General features: G+C 62.0%; 22 protein-coding genes. 18 read left to right on the plus strand and 4 right to left on the minus strand.

The window, feature by feature from the left end:
• The first annotated feature begins 32 nt into the window (after window positions 1-32).
• The 9 genes from livH to ACVW0Y_RS21405 all read left to right on the plus strand — a co-directional run bounded on the left by livH (window position 33) and on the right by ACVW0Y_RS21405 (window position 7,768).
• Window positions 33-956 carry a high-affinity branched-chain amino acid ABC transporter permease LivH gene (livH, locus tag ACVW0Y_RS21365; RefSeq protein ID WP_457441110.1) on the plus strand — a complete coding sequence of 308 codons (924 nt, stop codon included), beginning with the start codon at window positions 33-35 and terminating at the stop codon, window positions 954-956.
• Window positions 953-2,224: a high-affinity branched-chain amino acid ABC transporter permease LivM gene (locus ACVW0Y_RS21370; RefSeq protein WP_457441111.1), complete on the plus strand. Its 1,272-nt coding sequence runs from the start codon at window positions 953-955 to the stop codon at window positions 2,222-2,224. The genes livH and ACVW0Y_RS21370 overlap by 4 nt, the downstream gene beginning before the upstream one ends.
• Window positions 2,221-2,988: a high-affinity branched-chain amino acid ABC transporter ATP-binding protein LivG gene (gene livG, locus ACVW0Y_RS21375; protein WP_457441112.1), complete on the plus strand. Its 768-nt coding sequence runs from the start codon at window positions 2,221-2,223 to the stop codon at window positions 2,986-2,988. The genes ACVW0Y_RS21370 and livG overlap by 4 nt, the downstream gene beginning before the upstream one ends.
• A gap of 3 nt (window positions 2,989-2,991) precedes the next feature.
• A complete protein-coding gene (locus tag ACVW0Y_RS21380; RefSeq protein WP_457441113.1) occupies window positions 2,992-3,693 on the plus strand; it encodes an ABC transporter ATP-binding protein in 702 nt (233 codons plus the stop codon).
• A 311-nt stretch (window positions 3,694-4,004) separates the two neighbouring features.
• Window positions 4,005-4,310, plus strand: coding sequence for a BufA1 family periplasmic bufferin-type metallophore (locus tag ACVW0Y_RS21385; protein WP_457441114.1), 306 nt, complete (start codon window positions 4,005-4,007; stop codon window positions 4,308-4,310).
• Window positions 4,311-4,331: 21 nt separating this feature from the next.
• Window positions 4,332-5,225, plus strand: coding sequence for an MNIO family bufferin maturase (bufB, locus tag ACVW0Y_RS21390; RefSeq protein ID WP_457441115.1), 894 nt, complete (start codon window positions 4,332-4,334; stop codon window positions 5,223-5,225).
• A complete protein-coding gene (locus tag ACVW0Y_RS21395) occupies window positions 5,222-6,007 on the plus strand; it encodes an HvfC/BufC family peptide modification chaperone (RefSeq protein ID WP_457441116.1) in 786 nt (261 codons plus the stop codon). Before bufB ends, ACVW0Y_RS21395 begins: the two co-directional genes overlap by 4 nt.
• Window positions 5,983-6,510, plus strand: coding sequence for a DoxX family protein (locus tag ACVW0Y_RS21400; protein ID WP_457441117.1), 528 nt, complete (start codon window positions 5,983-5,985; stop codon window positions 6,508-6,510). The genes ACVW0Y_RS21395 and ACVW0Y_RS21400 overlap by 25 nt, the downstream gene beginning before the upstream one ends.
• A gap of 40 nt (window positions 6,511-6,550) precedes the next feature.
• Window positions 6,551-7,768 carry a class I SAM-dependent methyltransferase gene (locus ACVW0Y_RS21405; protein ID WP_457441118.1) on the plus strand — a complete coding sequence of 406 codons (1,218 nt, stop codon included), beginning with the start codon at window positions 6,551-6,553 and terminating at the stop codon, window positions 7,766-7,768.
• 87 nt (window positions 7,769-7,855) lie between these two features.
• Here ACVW0Y_RS21405 and ACVW0Y_RS21410 read toward each other — a convergent pair whose 3' ends face one another.
• Entirely contained in the window at window positions 7,856-8,776 is a 921-nt protein-coding gene (locus ACVW0Y_RS21410) for a LysR family transcriptional regulator (protein ID WP_457441119.1), read from the minus strand.
• A gap of 119 nt (window positions 8,777-8,895) precedes the next feature.
• Between ACVW0Y_RS21410 and ACVW0Y_RS21415 the strand changes: the two genes are divergently transcribed.
• The 8 genes from ACVW0Y_RS21415 to ACVW0Y_RS21450 all read left to right on the plus strand — a co-directional run bounded on the left by ACVW0Y_RS21415 (window position 8,896) and on the right by ACVW0Y_RS21450 (window position 17,361).
• A complete protein-coding gene (locus ACVW0Y_RS21415) occupies window positions 8,896-9,495 on the plus strand; it encodes a short chain dehydrogenase (RefSeq protein ID WP_457441120.1) in 600 nt (199 codons plus the stop codon).
• 148 nt (window positions 9,496-9,643) lie between these two features.
• On the plus strand, window positions 9,644-10,315 hold the full coding sequence (locus tag ACVW0Y_RS21420; protein WP_457441121.1) for a COG3650 family protein: 672 nt from the start codon (window positions 9,644-9,646) through the stop codon (window positions 10,313-10,315).
• Window positions 10,316-10,406: 91 nt separating this feature from the next.
• The gene (locus ACVW0Y_RS21425) at window positions 10,407-11,087 is read left to right on the plus strand and encodes a phosphatase domain-containing protein (protein ID WP_457441122.1); all 681 of its coding nucleotides are present in this window, start codon (window positions 10,407-10,409) and stop codon (window positions 11,085-11,087) included.
• An 84-nt stretch (window positions 11,088-11,171) separates the two neighbouring features.
• The gene (locus ACVW0Y_RS21430; RefSeq protein WP_457441123.1) at window positions 11,172-12,011 is read left to right on the plus strand and encodes an AraC family ligand binding domain-containing protein; all 840 of its coding nucleotides are present in this window, start codon (window positions 11,172-11,174) and stop codon (window positions 12,009-12,011) included.
• A gap of 48 nt (window positions 12,012-12,059) precedes the next feature.
• Window positions 12,060-12,662, plus strand: a complete 603-nt coding sequence (locus ACVW0Y_RS21435; protein WP_457441157.1) for a LysE family translocator — start codon at window positions 12,060-12,062, stop codon at window positions 12,660-12,662.
• Window positions 12,663-12,734: 72 nt separating this feature from the next.
• Window positions 12,735-13,151, plus strand: coding sequence for a DUF4124 domain-containing protein (locus tag ACVW0Y_RS21440; protein ID WP_457441124.1), 417 nt, complete (start codon window positions 12,735-12,737; stop codon window positions 13,149-13,151).
• Between the two features lie 160 nt (window positions 13,152-13,311).
• Window positions 13,312-14,928 (plus strand): NAD(P)/FAD-dependent oxidoreductase, encoded by a 1,617-nt coding sequence (locus ACVW0Y_RS21445; protein ID WP_457441125.1) that lies wholly within the window; start codon window positions 13,312-13,314, stop codon window positions 14,926-14,928.
• A gap of 255 nt (window positions 14,929-15,183) precedes the next feature.
• Window positions 15,184-17,361: a TonB-dependent siderophore receptor gene (locus ACVW0Y_RS21450; protein WP_457441126.1), complete on the plus strand. Its 2,178-nt coding sequence runs from the start codon at window positions 15,184-15,186 to the stop codon at window positions 17,359-17,361.
• A gap of 72 nt (window positions 17,362-17,433) precedes the next feature.
• Here the strand turns inward: ACVW0Y_RS21450 and ACVW0Y_RS21455 are convergent, their stop codons facing one another.
• Complete coding sequence (locus ACVW0Y_RS21455) at window positions 17,434-18,375, minus strand: LysR substrate-binding domain-containing protein (protein WP_457441127.1); 942 nt, start codon at window positions 18,373-18,375, stop codon at window positions 17,434-17,436.
• Between the two features lie 136 nt (window positions 18,376-18,511).
• On the opposite strand from ACVW0Y_RS21455, the gene ACVW0Y_RS21460 reads away from it, so the two are divergent.
• On the plus strand, window positions 18,512-19,261 hold the full coding sequence (locus ACVW0Y_RS21460; protein ID WP_457441128.1) for a 3-oxoacyl-ACP reductase family protein: 750 nt from the start codon (window positions 18,512-18,514) through the stop codon (window positions 19,259-19,261).
• Window positions 19,262-19,361: 100 nt separating this feature from the next.
• Here ACVW0Y_RS21460 and ACVW0Y_RS21465 read toward each other — a convergent pair whose 3' ends face one another.
• Window positions 19,362-19,880: an N-acetyltransferase family protein gene (locus ACVW0Y_RS21465; protein WP_457441129.1), complete on the minus strand. Its 519-nt coding sequence runs from the start codon at window positions 19,878-19,880 to the stop codon at window positions 19,362-19,364.
• Window positions 19,881-19,883: 3 nt separating this feature from the next.
• Window positions 19,884-20,987 (minus strand): PLP-dependent cysteine synthase family protein, encoded by a 1,104-nt coding sequence (locus ACVW0Y_RS21470; RefSeq protein ID WP_457441130.1) that lies wholly within the window; start codon window positions 20,985-20,987, stop codon window positions 19,884-19,886.
• Window positions 20,988-20,990: the final 3 nt, after the last annotated feature.

Genomic DNA, 20,990 nt, shown 5'->3' on the forward strand with positions numbered 1-20,990 from the left:
GACAGGTTTTGCAAGTTTTCAGGAGAGTTTTGATGCCTGACATCTACCATTTCTTACAGCAGCTGGTTAATGGCTTGACCATTGGCAGCACCTACGCCCTGATCGCCATCGGTTACACGATGGTGTACGGCATTATCGGCATGATCAACTTCGCCCACGGCGAGGTGTATATGATCGGCTCCTATGTGGCGTTTATCGTGATTGCCGGGCTGACCATGATGGGCCTGGACAGCCTGCCGCTGATTCTGATCGGTGCCTTCGCGGCCACCATCATTGTCGCCAGCGCCTATGGCTACAGCATCGAACGGGTCGCCTACCGACCGCTGCGTGGCAGCAACCGTTTGATCCCGCTGATTTCGGCAATCGGTATGTCGCTGTTTCTGCAGAACGAAGTACTCCTCTCGCAGAACTCCAAAGACAAAGCGATTCCAAACCTGATCCCTGGCAACTTCGTGTTTGGCGAAAGCACCATGAACGGTGTGGTGATCTCCTATATGCAGGTGCTGATCTTCGTCGTCACCTTCCTGGTGATGCTCGGCCTGACCCTGTTCATCTCTCGTTCCCGCCTGGGCCGCGCCTGCCGCGCCTGTGCCGAGGACATCAAGATGGCCAACCTGCTGGGCATCAACACCAACAACATCATTGCCCTGACCTTCGTGATCGGTGCCACCCTGGCGGCCGTCGCGGCGGTGTTGCTGGGCCTGCAGTACGGCGTGATCAACCCCAACCTCGGTTTCCTCGCCGGTATCAAAGCCTTCACCGCAGCGGTGCTCGGCGGTATCGGCAGCATTCCAGGGGCCATGCTCGGCGGCCTGGTGCTGGGCGTGGCGGAAGCCTTTGGTGCCGATATCTTCGGTGACCAATACAAAGACGTGGTGGCGTTCAGCCTGTTGGTGTTGGTGCTGTTGTTCCGCCCGACCGGCATTCTCGGTCGCCCGGAGGTTGAGAAGGTATGACTCACTCACTTGATACCAAGCGGCTCAAAACGGCGTTTTTCAGCGCCCTGTTGGTGCTGGCTGTGGCCTACCCGGTACTTGGCCTGAAGCTGAATATCGTCGGCATTCAGCTGGAAGTTCACGGTGCCAGCGCACCGGTGTTGTGGACCATTTTTGCCTGTGCGGTCGGCATGTTCTTCTGGCAGCTGTTTCGCAGCCAGTTCGACCAAGCCTGGAGCGCCGTGCCGAAAGTACCCGGCGTGCCGGCCTCGGCCAGCAACTTCCTGACCCTGCCTTCTACCCAGCGCTGGTTCGTTCTGGCGCTGGTGGTAGTCGCGCTGGTGTGGCCGTTCTTCGGCTCACGCGGTGCGGTGGATATCGCCACCCTGATCCTCATCTACGTGATGCTCGGCCTCGGCCTGAACATTGTGGTCGGTCTGGCCGGCCTGCTGGATCTGGGTTATGTCGGCTTCTACGCCGTCGGTGCCTACAGCTACGCCCTGCTCTCGCACTACTACGGCTTCGGTTTCTGGCTGTGCCTGCCGATTGCCGGCCTGATGGCGGCGCTGTTCGGTTTCCTGCTGGGCTTCCCGGTGCTGCGTCTGCGCGGCGACTACCTGGCCATCGTGACCCTGGGTTTCGGCGAGATCATCCGCATTCTGTTGCGTAACCTCACCGGCCTTACCGGCGGCCCGAACGGCATCAGCAACATCGAAAAACCGACCCTGTTCGGCCTGAGCTTCGAGCGCAAGGCAGCCGAAGGCCTGCAAACCTTCCACGAGTATTTCGGCCTCGCCTACAACTCGATCTACAAGGTCATCTTCCTGTACCTGGTGGCCCTGCTGTTGGTGCTGCTGGCGTTGTTCGTGATCAACCGCCTGCTGCGCATGCCCATCGGCCGTGCCTGGGAAGCGCTGCGTGAAGACGAGATCGCCTGCCGCGCACTGGGCATGAACCCTACCGTGATCAAACTTTCGGCCTTTACCCTGGGCGCCTGCTTCGCTGGTTTCGCTGGCAGCTTCTTCGCCGCCCGCCAAGGCCTGATCACCCCGGAGTCGTTCACCTTTATGGAGTCGGCGACCATTCTCGCCATCGTCGTGCTCGGCGGCCTGGGTTCGCAGTTGGGGGTGATTCTGGCCGCCATCGTGATGATCCTGCTACCCGAGCTGATGCGTGATTTCAGCGAGTACCGCATGTTGATGTTCGGTGCCTTGATGGTAGGCATGATGATCTGGCGTCCGCAGGGCTTCTTGCCCATGCAGCGCCCACACCTGGAGCTGAAGCAATGAGCCGCCCGATTCTTGAAGTAAGCGGCCTGTGCATGCGCTTCGGCGGTCTGTTGGCCGTCAACGGTGTGGGCCTGACCGTGCAGGAAAAACAGGTGGTGTCGATGATCGGCCCGAACGGTGCCGGCAAGACCACGGTGTTCAACTGCCTGACCGGGTTCTACAAACCCACCTCGGGCAGCGTGCTGCTGGACGGTGAAGCCATCCAGGGTCTGGCCGGTCACGAGATCGCTCGCAAGGGCGTGGTACGCACCTTCCAGAACGTGCGCCTGTTCAAGGACATGACCGCCATCGAAAACCTGTTGATCGCCCAGCACCGGCATATCAACACCAACTTCCTGGCGGGCCTGTTCAAGACCCCGGCGTTCCGCAAAAGCGAGCGCGATGCCATGGAGTTCGCCGCGCACTGGCTGGACAAGGTCAACCTCACCGAGGTCGCCAACCGCCCCGCCGGCACCCTGGCCTACGGTCAGCAACGCCGCCTGGAAATCGCCCGCTGCATGATGACCCGCCCGCGCCTGCTGATGCTCGACGAGCCGGCGGCCGGTCTGAACCCGAACGAAACCGAAGAGCTGAAACAGCTGATCGGCGTGCTGCGCGATGAATACAACGTCACCGTGCTGCTGATCGAGCACGACATGAAGCTGGTGATGAGCATTTCCGACCACATCGTGGTGATCAACCAGGGCACTCCCCTGGCCGACGGCACACCGGAGCAGATTCGCGACAATCCGGATGTGATCAAAGCCTATCTGGGGGAGGCGTAACTCATGCTGTATTTCGACAACGTTTCCACCTTCTACGGCAAGATCCAGGCGTTGCATAACGTCAACGTGGAAGTGCACAAGGGCGAGATCGTCACCCTGATCGGGGCCAACGGCGCCGGCAAGTCGACCCTGCTCATGACCCTCTGCGGTTCGCCACGCGCGGCCAGCGGCAGCATCCGCTACCAGGGCGAAGAATTGGTCGGGCTGGAATCCAGCGCGATCATGCGTAAAAGCATTGCGGTGGTGCCCGAAGGCCGCCGCATCTTTGCCCGCCTGACCGTGGAAGAGAACCTGGCCATGGGCGGCTTCTTCACCGACAAGGGCGACTATCAGGAGCAACTGGACAAGGTCCTGCACCTGTTCCCGCGCCTGAAGGAACGCTACAACCAGCGTGGCGGCACCATGTCCGGCGGCGAACAGCAGATGCTCGCCATCGGCCGTGCGCTGATGAGCAAGCCGCAACTGCTGCTGCTCGACGAGCCGTCCCTGGGCCTGGCGCCGATCATCATCCAGCAGATCTTCCAGATCATCGAACAGCTGCGCAAAGATGGTGTGACGGTGTTCCTGGTGGAACAGAACGCCAACCAGGCATTGAAGATCGCCGACCGTGCCTACGTGCTGGAGAATGGCCACGTGGTCATGCAAGGTACCGGTGAAGCGCTGCTGACCGATCCAAAGGTACGCGACGCTTACCTTGGCGGCTGACTCCAGCTCGCTACAAAAAGCCCCGCCTGGTTCGCCACGCGGGGCTTTTTGTTGGCTTCAATAAACCGATCCGTAGGCTGGGTTGAGCCTAGCGAAGCCCAACACAGCAAAACCGCGTCAGCCTGCAGTGGGTCAACCCAACCTACAGCGAAATTTTTCTGTCCCCTGCTGTAACACCCTGACTTCTCCTTTCTCTACTTCACTAAGCAAGGCTGAGCCCTCCTACGCCAATCCCGGCCCGGTGCTCTATTGCGCTTGCCTGGCAGGCAATACCGTACTTGCCCCCACCACCCACAAAGAGAAAAACCACCATGAAAGCATCCAAGCCCCTGCACACCGCCGCACTCGCTCTTGCCCTGGGCAGCGCCCTGAGCATGGCCGCCGCGCCACTGGTTGCCCATGCCGATGACGGCAAAGGCGACAAATGTTTTGGCGTGGCCATGAAAGGTAAAAACGATTGCGCCGCTGGTGCCGGCACCACCTGTGCTGGCACCGCCGCCAAGGACTACCAGGGCAACTCCTGGAAACTGGTGCCCAAAGGTACCTGCGAAAAAACCGCCAGCCCAACCTCGCCGACCGGCTTCGGCCAACTCGCTGCCTTCAAAGAAAAAGCCTGACCCCGCCGAGACGCACCGAGCATGAACCACCCCGCAACCACCCGCCCCGGTGCGTCTCGCACCCGCCAGCCTACCCGCGCCAGCAGCCTGCCGGCGCGTGCGGGCCTGGGGCTCAAACCCGAGCATTTCCAAGAGGTTCTCGCCAGCCTGCCGCCCCTGGGTTTCTTCGAAATCCACGCCGAAAACTATATGGTCGCCGGCGGCCCCTTTCATCATTACCTCGGGCAGATTCGCCAGCACTACCCGCTATCACTGCATGGTGTCGGTCTGTCCATCGGCGCTGAACAGCCGCTGGACGTGGAGCATCTGCAACGCCTGAGGGCGCTGCTGGAGCGCTATGAGCCCGCGGTATTTTCCGAACACCTGGCCTGGTCCAGCCATGGCCCTTATTACCTCAACGACCTGCTGCCAGTGGCTTACGATCAGGCCACCCTGGAACGGGTCTGTGCCCATATCGAGCAGACGCAGAACTACCTGAAACGGCCCCTGCTGTTGGAAAACCCGGCCACCTATGTCGAGTTCAGCGCCTCGAGCATGGGCGAGGCGGCGTTTATCCGTGAAGTGGTGCAACGCACCGGCTGCGGCCTGCTGCTGGACGTCAACAACCTGTATATCTCCTGCATCAACCATCAGCGCGATGCGCAGGCCTATCTCAATGAACTGCCGCTGACCGCAGTGGCGCATATCCATCTGGCCGGGTTTGCCGAGGATCAGGACGCCAGCGGTGCGCGCCTGTTGATCGACAGCCATGGCGCCACCGTGGATAACGCGGTCTGGTCGCTGTACGGCGAGATCATCGAGCGCCTCGGCCCATTGCCCACCCTGATCGAACGGGACAACGATGTACCGCCCCTGGCCGATCTGCTTGGCGAGGCTGAACAGGCCGAAGCGATCCTGACCCGGAGCCGCCGATGACCAGCCCGCAGGGTCAGTTCGCCAGCGCGCTGCTCAGTAGCAGCGGCGCTATCCCCGAGGGTCTGCACTGCGGCAATGGCTCCGACCCGGCGGCGCGCTTTGCGGTGTACCGCAACAATGTGCTGAGTTCGCTGATCAATGCCCTGGCCGACAGCTACCCGGTGCTGGAGCAATTGGTTGGCGTCGAATTCTTCCGCGCCATGGCCCTGCAATACGTGCAAAACAATCCACCACGCTCGCGTCTGCTGGTGCAGTACGGCGACGACCTGGCGGCGTTTATCGAGCAGTTCGCACCGGCCCGTGCCCTGCCCTACCTGGCGGATATGGCCCGCCTGGAAGCCCTGCGGATTCGCGCGTACCACGCCGCCGACGCCCTCTCCCTCAGCCATGCCGAGCTGGCCAGCGCCTTTGCCGCGAGCCCGGAACCCGCCGGCCTGCGGTTCCAGCTGCATCCCTCGCTGCAGCTGCTGGCCTCAAGCTTTGCCGTGCGCTCGCTGTGGGCGGCGCATCAGGGCGAGCTGGCGATCGAAACGGTGGATCCGTACCAGCGCGAATATTGCCTGGTGCTGCGCCAGCACCTCGATGTGCTGGTGATCGCCCTCGATGCGCCGAGCAGCACCTTTATTACCCAGCTGCAGGCCGGTGTGCCGCTGGGCACGGCGGCGGCCGCCTGCCCCGCCGACTTCAACCTCAGCGCCGCCCTGGCGCTGTTGATCAGCCATGGCGCGATCATCGCGCTTTCCACACGAGAACCAGCATGTACAGCACCAGCGGCCCGATAGGCCTTATCCACGCGTTGAACGCATTGTTCCAGCGTATTCCCCACAGCCTGATCGCCGTTGTCGCGCGCTTTTCCATTGCCGCGGTGTTCTGGAAATCCGGGCAGACCAAGGTCGAGGGGTTTGCCATCGACCTGGTCAGCGGCACCTTTCAGTTCGACCATCCCCGTCTGGCCGATTCAACCATTCCACTGTTCAGCAGCGAGTACGCCTTGCCGCTGATTCCGCCAGAAACTGCCGCCTACCTGGCGACCTTCAATGAACACTTCTTCCCCGTGCTGATTCTGCTGGGCCTGGCCACCCGCTTCTCGGCCCTGGCCTTGCTGGGCATGACCCTGACCATTCAGCTGTTCGTCTATCCCGACGCCTACCCCACCCACGGCACCTGGGCGGCACTACTGTTGTTGTTACTCGCCCGCGGCCCTGGCGTGCTATCGGTCGATCATCTGCTGAGCCGCCGCTACAGCCTGCTGGCGCGGCGCCACAAAATGGCCCGAACCCTGTAGCATTACCGCCCCCCTAGTCAGTGTTAACCGGGCCCCGCACATGTCAGTTGAAGCTTCCGCCGCTACCACCACCGATGACCGTGGTGAGTTTCTTGCCCTCGTGGAAAAAAGCCTGGTGCAGAACACCTTGGTCAAGGTGCTGCTGAGCAAATACCAGGGCGAGGAAAGCGAGCTGCAGCGTGTGGCGATTCGCCCGGTGAGCGTGCGCGGTCAGGCGTGTCTGTCCTTCGTGTACAGCTACAAAACCCGCGATATCACCAAAAACCTGCCGACCGGCGAAGCCCTGGCGCTGATCACCGAGCTGCTGCCGACGGCGTTCAAGAACGCGCACCTGCTGTCACTGACTGACGATGTGCAACTGACCTTCGGCAAGAAAAACAAAAGTCGCCTGTTTGTCGGCAAGGCAGCCGAGCGCGAAGGCCCCAGTGCCGGCCATGATCGCGAGAAAAAACGCTTTCTCGAACTGACCCGGCCCTTTCTCACCGACCTCGGTGTCACCACCGCCAAGCACGAACTGGTGCCGGCGATGGCGCGCAAGTGGAAGCAGATCAACAAATTCGTCGAAGTGTTTTCCCATGCCCTGGCTGGCTCGCCGCTGCAGCAGCGCGGGGTGGATGAAGCCATCCATGCCGTCGACTTCGGTTCCGGCAAGGGTTACCTGACCTTCGCCATGCATGACTACCTGCGCAACAGCCTCGGCCGTCAGGGCAAGGTCACCGGCGTTGAATTACGCCAGGACATGGTGCGCCTCGGCAACGATGCCGCCGCGCGCCTGGAACAGCCGGGCCTGAGTTTCGAACACGGCGACGTGCGCACCTACACCCCGGCGGCCATCGACATCATGATCGCCCTGCACGCCTGCGACGTGGCCACCGACTACGCGATTCACTTAGGCATTCGCAGCGACGCCTCGATCATCATGTGCTCGCCCTGCTGCCACAAACAGATCCGCCCGCAGATCAGCAGCCCGAGCATGCTGCGCCCGATGCTGCAGTACGGCGTACACCTGGGCCAGGAAGCGGAGATGGTCACCGACAGCCTGCGCGCCCTGCTGCTGGAAGCCTGCGGTTATGAAACCAAGGTGTTCGAATTTGTCTCGTTGGAACACACCAACAAAAACAAAATGATCCTGGCCGTGAAGCGCGCCGAGCCGGTCGACCCGGCCGAGATGATGGAAAAAATCCAGGGCATCAAAGCGTTTTACGGGATTCAGGAGCAGTGTCTGGAAACGCTGTTGAAGGCTGATCAGCGCCTTTAAAAGCATCGCGGCTGAAGCCGCTCCTACGAGACTGTGCGGTCCGTAGGAGCGGCTTCAGCCGCGATCCCGGCAAAGGAAATTTGTCAGTCAGCGCAGCGCCGTCAACTCATCCAACTCCTCCCGCCGTTGCTCAAACCACCCCAACAAATAATCCGCCAACACCTGGGTCCTTTTGGGCAATCCATGCTGATAGGCATGCACCAGAAACACCGGGCTGATCCGCGTCTGGTAGTCACGCAGCAACCACACCAAGCGGCCATCCAACAATTCCTGATGGACCAGATAGGAAGGCAGACGGGCGATCCCCGCGCCGCCCAGACAGGCCTTCTTCAGCAGGCTGTAATGGTTACTGGCAAACGGCCCGTTCACCCGCACCCGGGTCAGCTCATGCTGGCGGTGGTACAGCCATTCTTCCGCGCCACTGTAATGGCTGTTGAGTAGGCACACCTGTTCGCTCAAGTGCTGAGGGGTGTGTACGTCGCCATGCGCAGCCAAATAGGCCGGGCTGGCGCAGGTCAATTCCTGCATCGACAACAAGGGCCTGGCCACCAGGCGCTCATCGCGTTGCTCGCCACTGCGAATCGCCAGATCGAAGCCATCGGCCACCAGATCGCGGTAGGTGTTGCTCAGTTCCAGCTCGATGCGGATTTGCGGGTAAGCCTGGGCGAACTGCAGTTGCAGCGCGTCGAAAAAGGTATCGCCCAAGGACACCGGCGCGGTAATGCGCACCGCTCCGGTCGCCTCTTCCTGCAAGCGCGCCAGGGTTTGTCGGGCGCGAACGGCCTGGGCCACCAGAGCCTGGGCTTCCGGCAATAGCGCAGCGCCAGCGGCGGTCAGCGACAGTTTGCGGGTGGTGCGGTACAGCAGGCTGATGCCCAGTCCCTGCTCCAGCAAGCCGATGCGCTTGGACAACTGCCCCTTGCTGCACCCCAGGCGCTCGGCCGCCTGGGTAAAACTACCGGCTTCGACCAAGGTGGCGAAGGCAGCCAGGTCATCCATTTCACTCATCGCATTGTTTCCCAGTGAGAACCAAAGGTTTCCAATTAGCCGGATTATCGCCTACAAACCGCCGATCTACACTGCTCGCCACCCACCCCCCCGTTTTTCCTTTTTTTCGGAGCAGTGCCATGAAAATCATCTTGATCGGTGCCAGCGGCACCATCGGCCAGGCGGTAGAACGTGAATTGGCCGAGCGCCATGAAGTGATCCGCGTCGGCCACAGCAGCGGCGATTACCAGGTGGATATCCGCGACGTCGCCTCGATTCGCCAGCTGTTCGAGCAGACCGGGCGCTTCGATGCCCTGATCGCCGCCACCGGCAAAGTACAGTTCGGTGCCCTGGCCGAGATGCACGCCGAGCAGTTTGCCGTAGGCCTGAATGACAAGCTGATGGGCCAAGTGAATCTGCTGCTGATCGGCCGCGAATTTATCAACGACGGTGGCTCCTTTACCCTCACTTCCGGCGTGCTCAGCGATGACCCGATTGTCGCCGGCACTTCTGCCAGCATGGTCAATGGCGCCCTCAACAGCTTCGTCAAAGCCGCTGCCATCGAACTGCCGCGCGGCCTGCGGGTAAATATCATCAGCCCGACCGTGCTGGTGGAGGCCATGGGCAGCTACGGCCCGTTCTTCCGCGGCTTCAAACCGGTGCCGGCGGTAGACGTGGCGCTGGCATATGCCAAGAGCGTGGAAGGTAAGCAGACCGGGCAGATTTATACCGTCGGTTGAACCCAGAGCATCGCGGCTGAAGCCGCTCCTACAGGTTTGCAAAAACCGTAGGAGCGGCTTTAGCCGCGATGCCTTTGATTTGCAGCGCGCTCTTGTATCGGCAACGGGCCGTGGGTAACGTGGCCGCACTTGCCAGGAGACCCACCCGATGCGCGCTGTATGCCCTTTGCTGTTCGCCCTGTTGCCGATTTTCGCCAGTTGCACAATGTCCTACGGCCCGGAGGAAGCCCCGGTCCCGACCGGCACTCGCATGCAGGGTGAGTTGAGCGTCAGCGGCGGCAAATTGCTGCTACGCCCCTGCCAGGAACAACGTCATTTCCTGATCAATGACAGCGGCAACACCGGCTTACTGCAGGAATCCGCCGCCCTGCTGGATACCAAGGATGCCACCCTGTTCGCCGATGTCAGCGGCAACCTCGACGCCGCCAAAGCGGCCGGTAGTGATGGCCAGTTGAACCTCACCCGCCTGTACCGTGTACAGCGTGAAGGCCACGCTTGCGACGACCCCAACTTCAAACGCCAGGTACTGCGCGCCAGCGGCCATGAGCCGGACTGGAGCGTCAGCGTCAACGCCAAAGGCATGGTGCTCGAACGCCCCAATCAGGAACCCCTCGCTCTGCCCTATCTGGAAGAACAGCTGCCCGACGGCCGCTTCAACCTCACCAGCGAAGCCAACGGCTTGCGCCTGGAACTCTGGGTGGCACCGCAGCGTTGTGTCGACAGCGCCAGCGGCGCGGTGTCGTTCCTCTCCGCCGAGCTGCGTAGCAATGGCAAAGTCGAACGCGGCTGCGCCTACTTCGGGGGTTCACGTAACAACTGAGTGGCGTCGCGTTCACTCTTTTTTCACATTGATTTGATCTGCGCTTCACCGCGTTCTTTCTAGCATCGGCTCCCTTACTCGGGGAGCCTTCATGCTTACGTCACGTCGCCTGTATTTTGCTGTTGCTGCGTTGCTGGCCGTCATCACCACCGGCCTGGTGTTGCACTACCTGCCTGCCAAGGTTGACGCTACGCCGCTGCTCAGCGAGGCCCAGGCGGAATCCTGGGCGCGCCCGGTGGACAGCACCTTCAAGCTGTTCGAAATGTCCCCGACCCTGTACCGCAGCGCCCTGCCCAAGCCGCAGAACCTGGCCCTCCTGCAACAGTTGCAGGTGCGCACTGTGGTCAGCTTTATCAAAGACGACGATCACCAGTGGCTGGGCGATAGCAACATCACCCTGATCAGCATTCCGCTGCATGCCGACCGCGTCGACGATGCCGATGTGCTGCGTGTGCTCACCACCCTGCAGCTGGCCGAAACCCGCGGCCCGGTACTGATGCACTGCAAACATGGCAGCGACCGTACTGGCCTGATGGCGGCAATGTTCCGCACCGTGATCCAGGGCTGGAGCAAACAGGAAGCCCTGAGCGAAATGCTCAATGGCGGCTATGACCAGGCCGAGGATATGGCCGATGCCCGTCGCTATGTGGAGCAGGCCGACATCGGCAAACTGCGCGAGGCACTGACCAATGGCAAATGCGATACCAAAGTACTTTCCACCTGCTACCTGCGGCCCTGGCTGAGCACCTGGGTGTCCACCCTCCATCCGTAAGCCTGAGCGCTGCACAAAACTTCCAGACGCTGTTGGCCTGCCTTGGCATACTACGGCCACCCGCAGGCAAACTGATTGCAGCCCATGGCCACCACCCACTGGATCGATCTCGCTCAGGATGCCGACACCGGCATCGAGACCATCCGCGCGCATTTTCGCGGTCATGCCTATGACCCGCACTGGCACGACAGCTACCTGATCGGCGTCACCGAACAGGGCGTGCAGCAATTCAGCTGCCGGCAACAACGGCATATCAGCACGCCAGGCCAGGTATTTATGCTCGAGCCCGGCGAGATTCACGATGGCACCGCGCCCTCAGCCGAAGGCTTCACCTACTCGATGCTGTACCTCGACCCGCAGTGGCTGGAGCGCGAGCTGCATGCCCTGTTCGAACAGGCACCGGTGGCCTGCCAGCCGGGTTTTGCCAGCACCCTGATTGGCGACGTGGCGCTGGCCGGGGCCACCTTGCAGGCTTTTCAGGCCTTGCATGAGCAGGAGCTGCGGATCGTCCGCCAGACCGCCCTGGATGGCCTGCTAACGCAGATGACCGCGCACCTGCATTGGCGTCGGCCGCAGCAGCCACTCGACCCGCGCTTGCCACTGGTGGCGCAGCGCGCCCGCGATTACCTGCATGCCCATGTGCACGACGATATCGGCCTGGATGACTTGGCGCGGATCAGCGGGGTCGACCGCTTCCGCCTCAGCCGCGCATTCAAGGCGGCCTTTGGCCTGGCCCCACACGCCTACCTGATTCAACTGCGCCTGGCCAAGGCCCGCCATCTGCTGGCCCGGGGCGAAACCCCGGCGCAGGTCGCCAGCGCCCTCGGTTTTGCCGACCAGAGCCACCTCGGCCGTTGGTTCCGCCGCGCCTATCGGTTGACCCCGGCCGACTACCGCAAGCGCTGCACAAATCATCCAGACTGAGGGCCCTGGCCCTGCAACCATCCAGGCTCCTGATCCTGCCTGGAGCCCATCGTGGACCTGTTGCCCTTTCTGCTATTCGCCTTAGTCGCCTCCATCACCCCCGGCCCCACCAACCTGCTGGTGCTCAGCAATAGCGCGCGCTTCGGCCTTTGCGCCACGGCTCCTGTCGCCCTGGCCGCCTGCGGCGCTGCGGCGTTATTGGTACTGGTGGTGGGATTGGGCATCGGCGACACCCTGGGGCGCTATCCGCAGGTGCAACTGGCTATGGCCTGGGCCGGTATCGCCTGGCTCAGCTACCTGGCCTGGCAAATCTTCCGCAGCCCGGCGGTGGGCCTGGACAACGCCAGCCAACATAGCGGTAAACGCCTGAGCATGGCGGCCGCTGCCGGCCTGCAGGTGGTCAACCCGAAAACCTGGATGATGGCCCTGGCGGTGGTCGGCGTATTTGCCGCCCATGCCAGCGACAAACCCAGCCGCGTCGCCGTCCTGGCCTTGCTGTTCTTTTTCGTCGCGGTGCCCTGTATGGGCCTGTGGGCGGCGTTGGGCCAAGGCTTGACGCGCTTCTGTCGCAGCGATGCCGGCATGCGTCGTTTCAACCAGGCGATGGCGCTGCTGTTGCTGGCTTCGGCCTGGTTGAGCCTACTGGCCTGAGCGGCCAGCGTTTCGAGGGCACGGATTGCCTGCTAGGCTGCCGCCTTCGAACCCCAAAGTGAGGGAAGCACTTTGAAACCGGCAGTGATCGCCCTGTGTTTTTTACCCTTGGTAGCCCAGGCCCAGGTGTTCAAATGCGTCGCCAGCGATGGCACCACCACTTACGCCACCGTGCCCTGCCCCGAGGGCACTGGCGAAACCACCCGCATCATCGAACCGGTGCCGCCCAGCGGCGTGCTGAGTATTCCTGCCAGCGCGCCAGCTGCCGTCGACGAACCACAATCCAGCAGCGATGACGACGCCGGCAAAGCACCGAGCGCCACCGGCGTCACCGTGATCGAAGACAGCGATGCGGCTGGCCGCGATCAGAAACGCCAGCTGATGCGCGACGAAGCCGAGCAGCGCAAGAAGGATTCCTACGACGAGTCATTTCGCCGCCAAGAGGCGCGGCAAAAGCAAGAGGAACTGCAACGCCAGAGCACGCGGTAAAGCCCTTTGCTCGGGGATAGCTGGCCGTCGCCAGTCAGGCTCACATTCCATCCTTATAGGCAGGCTTCAGCCTGGATGCTCTTGAGGGCGATTTTCCCGCGTATAATCGCCGCCTTGCCAAGCTGCCGGGTGACCTCCGGCCCTGATACTGGATTGCCCTATGTTACGAATCACCGAATTCAAGCTGCCTATCGACCACGCCGAGGAGGCCCTGCGCCCTGCTCTGGTGCAACGCCTGGGCATTGCCGATAGCGACCTGCTGGACTTCACCCGTTTCAAGCGCAGCTACGATGCACGGAAAAAATCCGCCGAGCTGTGCTTTATCTACACCCTGGATTTTTCGGTGACGGACGAAGCGGCGCTGCTGCAAAAATTCAGCGACGACCGCCATATCAGCATCGCCCCGGACACCTCATACAAATTCGTCGGCCAGGCCTCCGAGCAACTGGGCGAACGCCCGCTGGTGGTGGGCTTTGGTCCTTGCGGCATCTTCGCCGCCTTGCTGCTGGCGCAGATGGGCTTCAAGCCGATCGTGCTGGAGCGCGGCAAGGAAGTGCGCCAGCGCACCAAGGACACCTGGGGCCTGTGGCGCAAAAGCGTGCTCAACCCCGAGTCCAATGTGCAGTTTGGTGAAGGCGGTGCCGGCACCTTCTCCGACGGCAAGCTGTACAGCCAGATCAAAGATCCGAAATTCCTCGGCCGCAAAGTGCTGCACGAGTTCGTCAAAGCCGGTGCGCCGGAAGAGATTCTCTACGTCAACAAACCCCATATCGGCACCTTCCGCCTCACCGGCGTGGTGGCGGATATGCGCGAGCAGATCATCGCCATGGGCGGCGAAGTGCGCTTCGAACAGCGCGTTACCGACGTGCAGATCGAGGACGGCCAACTGACCGGTGTGACCCTGGCCAGCGGCGAGCAGATCGCCAGCCGCCATGTGATCCTCGCCCTCGGCCACAGCGCCCGCGATACCTTCCGTATGCTGCATAGCCGCGAGGTGTTTATGGAAGCCAAGCCGTTCTCGGTGGGTTTCCGTATCGAGCACCCGCAGTCTCTGATCGACCAGGCGCGTCTGGGCAAATTCGCCGGCCACCCGAAGATTGGTGCTGCCGACTACAAGCTGGTGCACCACGCCAAGAACGGTCGCTCGGTGTACAGCTTCTGCATGTGCCCGGGCGGCACCGTGGTCGCCGCCACCTCGGAAGCCGAGCGGGTGGTGACCAATGGCATGAGCCAATACTCGCGTAACGAACGCAATGCCAACTCCGGCATCGTGGTCGGCATTACCCCGGAAGTGGATTACCCGGGCGGCCCGCTGGCCGGCGTTGAATTGCAGGAGCGTCTGGAATCGCACGCCTATGTGATGGGCGGGCGCAACTACAATGCGCCGGGGCAGTTGGTTGGCGACTTTATCGCCGGCAAAGCCACCACTGCGCTGGGCAGCGTCGAGCCGTCGTACAAACCCGGCGTACACCTGATGGACCTGGCCGACGCCCTGCCGGACTTCGCCATCGAAGCGATCCGCGAAGCGCTGCCGGCGTTCGACAAGCAGATCAAAGGCTTTGCCATGCACGACGCGGTGCTCACCGGCATCGAAACCCGCACCTCCTCACCGCTGCGCATCACCCGTGGCGACGACCTGCAAAGCCTCAATGTGCGTGGCTTGTTCCCGGCGGGCGAAGGGGCTGGTTATGCCGGCGGCATTCTCTCCGCCGGGGTCGATGGCATTCGCATTGCCGAAGCCGTGGCGCGGGATATCCTCGGCCTGCACGACGCCTGAAAAGCTGTTTTCGCAGGAACAAAACACCCGCTTTGAGCGGGTGTTTTGTTTAACCTGCAAACATCTCATTTGCCATATAATACCAAATGATATCTTTTCCCATTTACTAACTTATTACATTTACTTACACTCCCCCCGCCGCACCCTTACCCCATAAATTTTCTAACGCTCAGTCAATGCGCGAGGGGTTCGGCTTGCCTGCAAAAAGACAGGCCATCCAAAAAACTGCCGGACTTCGGACACAGGACCCTTCACATGCATCGTCATCACCTATCGCCCCTGGCTACCGCCATTGCCCTGAGCTTGTGGGTTGCCCAGGCCGCTTATGCGGCTGACCCTGCTCCCGCTGCGAGCACAGAACCGGGCACCGTCCTGGAACTGGGCACCACCGCAATCAATGCCAACAGCGTGCAAGGCCAGGCGACTACTGAAGGGACTGAGTCCTACACCTCCGGCATCCAGTCGACCGCCACCAAGCTGGCGCTGACCCCGCGTGAAACCCCGCAGGCCACCACCGTGATCACCCGCCAGCGTATGGACGACCAGGCGATGACCAGCATCAACGATGTGGTCGCCGCTACCCCGGGGCTGTTCCTCGACACCTCCAGCGGCCCGGGCCGGCAGACTTACACCGCCCGCGGCTTTGATGTCGATAATCTGATGTACGACGGCATCCCCAGCGGCTACCAGGGCTGGAGCGTGGGTGCCCAGCCGAACCTGGCGATGTTCGACCGCGTGGAAATCGTGCGCGGTGCCACCGGGCTGGTGACCGGCGCAGGCAATCCCTCGGCGGCCATCAACCTGATCCGCAAACGCCCGCTGGCCGAGCAGAAAGTCACCCTGACCGGTGCCGCCGGCAGCTGGGACAACTACCGCGGCGAGCTGGATGCGTCCAGCCCGCTGAATGACAGCGGCACCCTGCGCGGCCGGGTAGTGACCTCGTACAACGACGCCAACAGTTTTATCGACGATGCCGTCGATAGACACAGCCTGTTCTATGCGGTCACCGAAGCCGATCTGAGCGACGACACCACCCTGACCCTGGGTATCTCCAGCCAGAAAGACAAGACCAACTACTACTGGGGCGCGGCAATGGTCGGCCTCGACGGCCATCACCTGGACTACTCGCGTTCGTACAACCCCGGCACCAGCTGGGAGAACAAAGACCAGGAAATCAACACCGTATTCGCCGAGCTGCGTCAGCGCCTGGCCAACGACTGGAGCCTGCAGCTCAACGCCAACTACTCCGAGCAGAACGCGCTGTTCTCCGGTTCCTATCAGTCACGCTGGGCGCTCGATAAGAGCCTGGCGCGGACTGTCTACCAGGCCACTACCGATGAAAATCAGGCCGGCGTGGACGGTTTCTTCAGCGGTCCTTTCGAAGCGTTCGGGCGCGCCCATGAATTGGTAGTGGGTGCCAGCGAACGCATCTACGACAGCACCACCCATAACTATTCGCCGTACGCCTTCGACTGGCCGGTAACCGGCGGTGGCAAGCCGAATTTTGTCCACACCACCGATCAGCGCGAAGTCACCACCCAAGACGGCGTTTATGTGACCACCCGCCTGAACCTGGCCGACCCGCTGAAGCTGATCCTCGGTGGCCGTCTGGACTGGTATGACTACGACAACCGCGATGGTGCCGGCGACTACAAGGTCACCCGTAACGTCACCCGCTACTCCGGGCTGATCTACGACCTGGACGACCATCACTCGGTGTACGTCAGCTACAGCGACATTTTTACTCCGCAGAGCAACAACGACTCGGCCGGCACCCCGGTCAAACCTATCGAGGGCAAGAACTACGAGATCGGCATCAAGGGCGAATACTTCGACGGTGCCTTGAACGCCAGCCTGGCGCTGTTCCGCATCGATCAGGAAAACCGCGCGGTGGAAATTCTCGATCACGCCACCGTGTGCCCGAGCCTGGACACCTGCTATCAAGCCTCAGGCGAGGTGCGCAGCCAGGGTATCGACTTCGAGCTGCAAGGCGCGCTGACCGAGAACTGGCAAGTGGGTGGCGGCTATACCTACGCCCGCGTGCACACCATCAAGGATGACGCCAACCCGCAGAACGAGAACCAGCAGTTCGACACCGACTCACCGGCGCACCTGTTCAAGCTGACCACCAGCTACCACTTCCAGGGTGAGCTGGAAAAACTGCGGGTCGGCGGCAACGTGTCCTGGCAGAGCCGTATGTACAACGACTTCGTGGTGGCAGATGGCAGCACCTACCGCCTGGAGCAAGGCTCCTATGCGGTCACCGACCTGATGACCGGCTACCAGGTGAACCAGAATCTGGATCTGCAACTGAACGCGAACAACATCTTCGATCGCAAGTACTACTCGTCGATCTCCAACTCGATACTCTACGGCGGCGACGCCTACGGTAATCCGCGCAATCTGATGCTGACGGCCAAGTACAGCTTCTGACAGTGCGTTAGCGACAATCGAAGCTGAGGCCTCTCCCACCGGCAATCACCGCCTGGCGTGAGAGAGGCCCCATCATGACGAAGCGGGCCCTTCCAGCGCCGACAAGCGCTTCTCCAGCCCCAACGCCTTGAACCGCTCCACGACAAAATCGACAAACACCCGTGTCTTCTGCGGCAGCAGTTTCTGCCCGGCGAAGTACAGGGTCGTCGCCCCGGTATCTACATACCAATCCGGCAGCACCCGCTGCACCCCTCCCCGCTCCAGATACGGCAACGCGTGGGCGACGCTGACCAAGGCGATGCCCAGGCCGATCTGCGCCGCCGCGCAGGCTGCTTCCGGATCGCTCAAGGTCATTCGCGCCTGAATATCGATAGGTGCCAGCAGGCCGTCACGGTTGCGCAAGGTCCAGGGCCGCACGCGGCCGGTCTGCGGTGAGCGGATCAGGATGCCGGCATGCTGCGGCAAATCGGCGGGCGAGCGCAGCGCCGGGGCCTGTTCGAGGTAGGCCCTGGAGGCCAGCAGAATGCGATGGGCCGGTGCCAGTTCGCGGGCCACCACCCCCAACGGCAGATCGAAACCACCGCCGACGGCGGCATCGAAACCATCGGCAATCAGGTCCACTGGACGGTTGTCGAAATGCCAGTCCGGCACCACCCGTGGGTAGCGCTGCAGAAACTCGCCGAGCAGCGGCACCATATATTCGCGGCCGAAGGACAAACCCATGCTCACCTTCAGGGTGCCGGCCGGCTGGCTTTTCAGGGTGGTCAGATTGCCCATGGCCAGCTGCAGGGTGCTCAAGCCGCCCGCGGCTTCAGCCAGAAAATATTCCCCCGCCTCCGTCAGGCTCAGCTTGCGGGTACTACGCTGGAACAGCCGCACATCCAGGCTATCCTCCAGGCGGGCGACGTTCTTGCCCACCGCTGCCGGGGTCAAACCCAGGCGCCGCGCGGCTTGAGCAAAGCTGCCGGCCTCGGCACTGCGAATAAAACATTCGATGCAGTTGAGTGTGTCCATGGCTGATTCCATACCGTTTGGATCGAAAGCATATCCGTATTACCGGCTATTCGCAGGGTAATTCCCTGCGGATACTAGCCCCAACACCAAACGACACCCCTTAACGATTCACCCCTTACTTACTTTGGAGAACACCATGACTACTCAAGCATCCCTGAACGGTAAAGTTGCATTTGTGCAAGGCGGTTCCCGCGGTATCGGCGCGGCCATCGTCAAACGTCTGGCCCGTGACGGCGCGGCCGTGGCCTTCACCTACAGCCAGAGCGCACAGCAATCGGAAGGCCTGGTGGCCGAAATCGTTGCCGCCGGCGGCAAGGCCATCGCCATCCGTGCCGACAGCGCCAATGAACAAGCCATTCGCGGTGCCATCAGCCAAGCGGTGGAAACCTTTGGCGGCCTGGATATTCTGGTCAACAACGCTGGCGTCCTGGCTGTGGCACCCATCGAGCAACTGAGCATGGAAGACATCGACCGCACCCTGTCGATCAACGTGCGCAGTGTGGTGATTGCCAGCCAGGAAGCCGCCCGCCACCTGCGCGACAACGGCCGCATCATCACCATCGGCAGCACCAACGCCGAGCGCATTCCGTTTGCCGGTGGTTCGATCTACGCCATGAGCAAATCCGCCATCGTCGGCTTCACCAAAGGCCTGGCCCGCGATCTGGGCGGCCGTGGCATTACCGTGAACAACGTGCAGCCCGGCCCGGTGGACACCGATATGAACCCGGACAGCGGTGAATTCGCCGACACCCTGAAACAAGGCATGGCGCTGGCGCGCTACGGCAAAGTGGAAGAGATCGCCAGCTTTGTCAGCTACCTGGCGGGCCCGGAAGCCGGCTATATCACCGGTGCCAACCTGACCATTGATGGTGGGTTTGCGGCGTAACGCAACGTTCGACGTCTCCGTAGGAGCGGCTTCAGCCGCGATGCCTTTGATCGTTCAAGAGCATCGCGGCTGAAGCCGCTCCTACGGTTTTGCATTGGGTTTAACCGCGATACCGCTGATAACACACCGTCGTGCGCCGAGACCCATTGGGCCGGCGCTGTGGGTCGGCGTAGGTATGCAACTCGCTGAAGCCGGCTTTGCGCATCATGCCGGCCGAGGCGACATTTTCTTCGTGGCGGTCGATGTAGATGTCGACCAGCCCTTTCTCCCCGAGGCGCGCTACGGCCTTTTCCAACAGGATCGAGCCGAGTCCCTTGCCCGCCAGATCGCGGTGCACCACCGCTTCGCAGATATAGCCCTGGGCATCGTCGCGCCGCGCCGCCGGTTGCTGATCGGCGAACTGGCGGGTCTGGATAGAGCTGACAAAACCGACAATCCGTCCACCCTGCTCGGCCAGCACCGCTTCCACTGCGCCATCGGCAATGCCGTTCAGGTGCTCATGCACGCCGTCTTCGGGCAGGTAGTTCCAGGGGTTGGGACCGTGCTCCAGTAACAGCTGGGTAAGCTCGGCAACATCATCCGGTTGGGCAAAACGAAAGGTCAGCGCGGCATCGTTCATCGCTCAGAGTCCTGCGGTGGGGAGATCAGGCAACGCCTCGCCACGTTCGGCACAGGCTGCCACCTGTTCGATCAGGGAATCCATCTGGTAACCCTGGGCCTTGAGCCATTCAGGGTTGTAGTAACTGGTGGCGTAGCGCTCGCCGCCATCGCAAAGCACCGCCACAATCGAGCCGCGCTCGCCGGCCGCGACCATGCGCTGGGCCACCAGCAAGGCACCGATCAGGTTGGTGCCGCTGGAGCCGCCGACATGCCGGTCGAGGCGCTGCGCCAGGTAGTGCATGGCCGCCAGTGACAAGGCGTCCGGCACCTTGCACATGGCATCGATCACCGACGGCAGAAACGACGCTTCCACCCGCGGGCGGCCAATGCCTTCGATGCCCGAACCATGGTCCAGGCGCAGGCTGGCATCGCCTGTGCGGTAGTAGTCGAAGAACACCGAGCGCTCGGCGTCGGCGCAGAGAATTCGGGTGGCGTGGCGGCGATAGCGCACGTAGCGGCCGAGGGTCGCCAGGGTGCCGCCGGTACCGGGGCTGGAGACCAGCCAGCTCGGCTCGGGGAAATGCTCGAAGCGCATCTGCTGGAAAATCGACTCGGCAATATTGTTGTTGGCGCGCCAGTCGGTGGCCCGTTCCGCGTAGGTGAACTGGTCCATAAAATGGCCGCCGCTCTCTTTCGCCAGGCGTTCGGACTCGGCGTAGATCTGCGTCGGGTCTTTGACCAGGTGGCTCTGCCCACCGTAGAACTCGATCTGGGCAATCTTCTCTTTCGAGGTGCTGGCGGGCATCACGGCAATAAACGGCAGGCCGAGCAAGCGGGCGAAATAGGCTTCGGAAATCGCCGTCGAACCGCTGGAGGCTTCGATCACCGGTGCCCCCGGCTTTAGCCAGCCATTGCACAGCGCGTAGAGAAACAGCGAGCGCGCCAGGCGGTGCTTGAGGCTGCCGGTGGGATGACTGGATTCATCCTTGAAGTACAGCTCGATGCCTGGCAGACCGGGGATCGCCAAGGGGATCAGATGGGTGTCGGCGCTACGCTGGAAGTCGGCTTCGATAATGCGGATGGCCTCGCGGGCCCAGGCTCTTGCAGCAAGGTTTGAAACACTCATGGT

Source organism: Pseudomonas sp. TE3786, from assembly GCF_054057335.1.

Excerpts from the sequence above, each read along its gene's own strand:
- ACVW0Y_RS21445 (WP_457441125.1), top strand. The coding sequence starts at position 13,312 with ATGTTACGAATCACCGAATTCAAGCTGCCTATCGACCACGCCGAGGAG.
- ACVW0Y_RS21370 (WP_457441111.1), top strand. The coding sequence starts at position 953 with ATGACTCACTCACTTGATACCAAGCGGCTCAAAACGGCGTTTTTCAGC.
- ACVW0Y_RS21405 (WP_457441118.1), top strand. The coding sequence starts at position 6,551 with ATGTCAGTTGAAGCTTCCGCCGCTACCACCACCGATGACCGTGGTGAG.
- ACVW0Y_RS21450 (WP_457441126.1), top strand. The coding sequence starts at position 15,184 with ATGCATCGTCATCACCTATCGCCCCTGGCTACCGCCATTGCCCTGAGC.
- ACVW0Y_RS21415 (WP_457441120.1), top strand. The coding sequence starts at position 8,896 with ATGAAAATCATCTTGATCGGTGCCAGCGGCACCATCGGCCAGGCGGTA.
- ACVW0Y_RS21465 (WP_457441129.1), bottom strand. The coding sequence starts at position 19,880 with ATGAACGATGCCGCGCTGACCTTTCGTTTTGCCCAACCGGATGATGTT.
- ACVW0Y_RS21460 (WP_457441128.1), top strand. The coding sequence starts at position 18,512 with ATGACTACTCAAGCATCCCTGAACGGTAAAGTTGCATTTGTGCAAGGC.
- livH (WP_457441110.1), top strand. The coding sequence starts at position 33 with ATGCCTGACATCTACCATTTCTTACAGCAGCTGGTTAATGGCTTGACC.
- ACVW0Y_RS21400 (WP_457441117.1), top strand. The coding sequence starts at position 5,983 with ATGTACAGCACCAGCGGCCCGATAGGCCTTATCCACGCGTTGAACGCA.
- ACVW0Y_RS21425 (WP_457441122.1), top strand. The coding sequence starts at position 10,407 with ATGCTTACGTCACGTCGCCTGTATTTTGCTGTTGCTGCGTTGCTGGCC.
- ACVW0Y_RS21395 (WP_457441116.1), top strand. The coding sequence starts at position 5,222 with ATGACCAGCCCGCAGGGTCAGTTCGCCAGCGCGCTGCTCAGTAGCAGC.
- ACVW0Y_RS21385 (WP_457441114.1), top strand. The coding sequence starts at position 4,005 with ATGAAAGCATCCAAGCCCCTGCACACCGCCGCACTCGCTCTTGCCCTG.
- livG (WP_457441112.1), top strand. The coding sequence starts at position 2,221 with ATGAGCCGCCCGATTCTTGAAGTAAGCGGCCTGTGCATGCGCTTCGGC.
- ACVW0Y_RS21470 (WP_457441130.1), bottom strand. The coding sequence starts at position 20,987 with ATGAGTGTTTCAAACCTTGCTGCAAGAGCCTGGGCCCGCGAGGCCATC.
- ACVW0Y_RS21380 (WP_457441113.1), top strand. The coding sequence starts at position 2,992 with ATGCTGTATTTCGACAACGTTTCCACCTTCTACGGCAAGATCCAGGCG.
- ACVW0Y_RS21430 (WP_457441123.1), top strand. The coding sequence starts at position 11,172 with ATGGCCACCACCCACTGGATCGATCTCGCTCAGGATGCCGACACCGGC.
- bufB (WP_457441115.1), top strand. The coding sequence starts at position 4,332 with ATGAACCACCCCGCAACCACCCGCCCCGGTGCGTCTCGCACCCGCCAG.
- ACVW0Y_RS21455 (WP_457441127.1), bottom strand. The coding sequence starts at position 18,375 with ATGGACACACTCAACTGCATCGAATGTTTTATTCGCAGTGCCGAGGCC.
- ACVW0Y_RS21420 (WP_457441121.1), top strand. The coding sequence starts at position 9,644 with ATGCGCGCTGTATGCCCTTTGCTGTTCGCCCTGTTGCCGATTTTCGCC.
- ACVW0Y_RS21410 (WP_457441119.1), bottom strand. The coding sequence starts at position 8,776 with ATGAGTGAAATGGATGACCTGGCTGCCTTCGCCACCTTGGTCGAAGCC.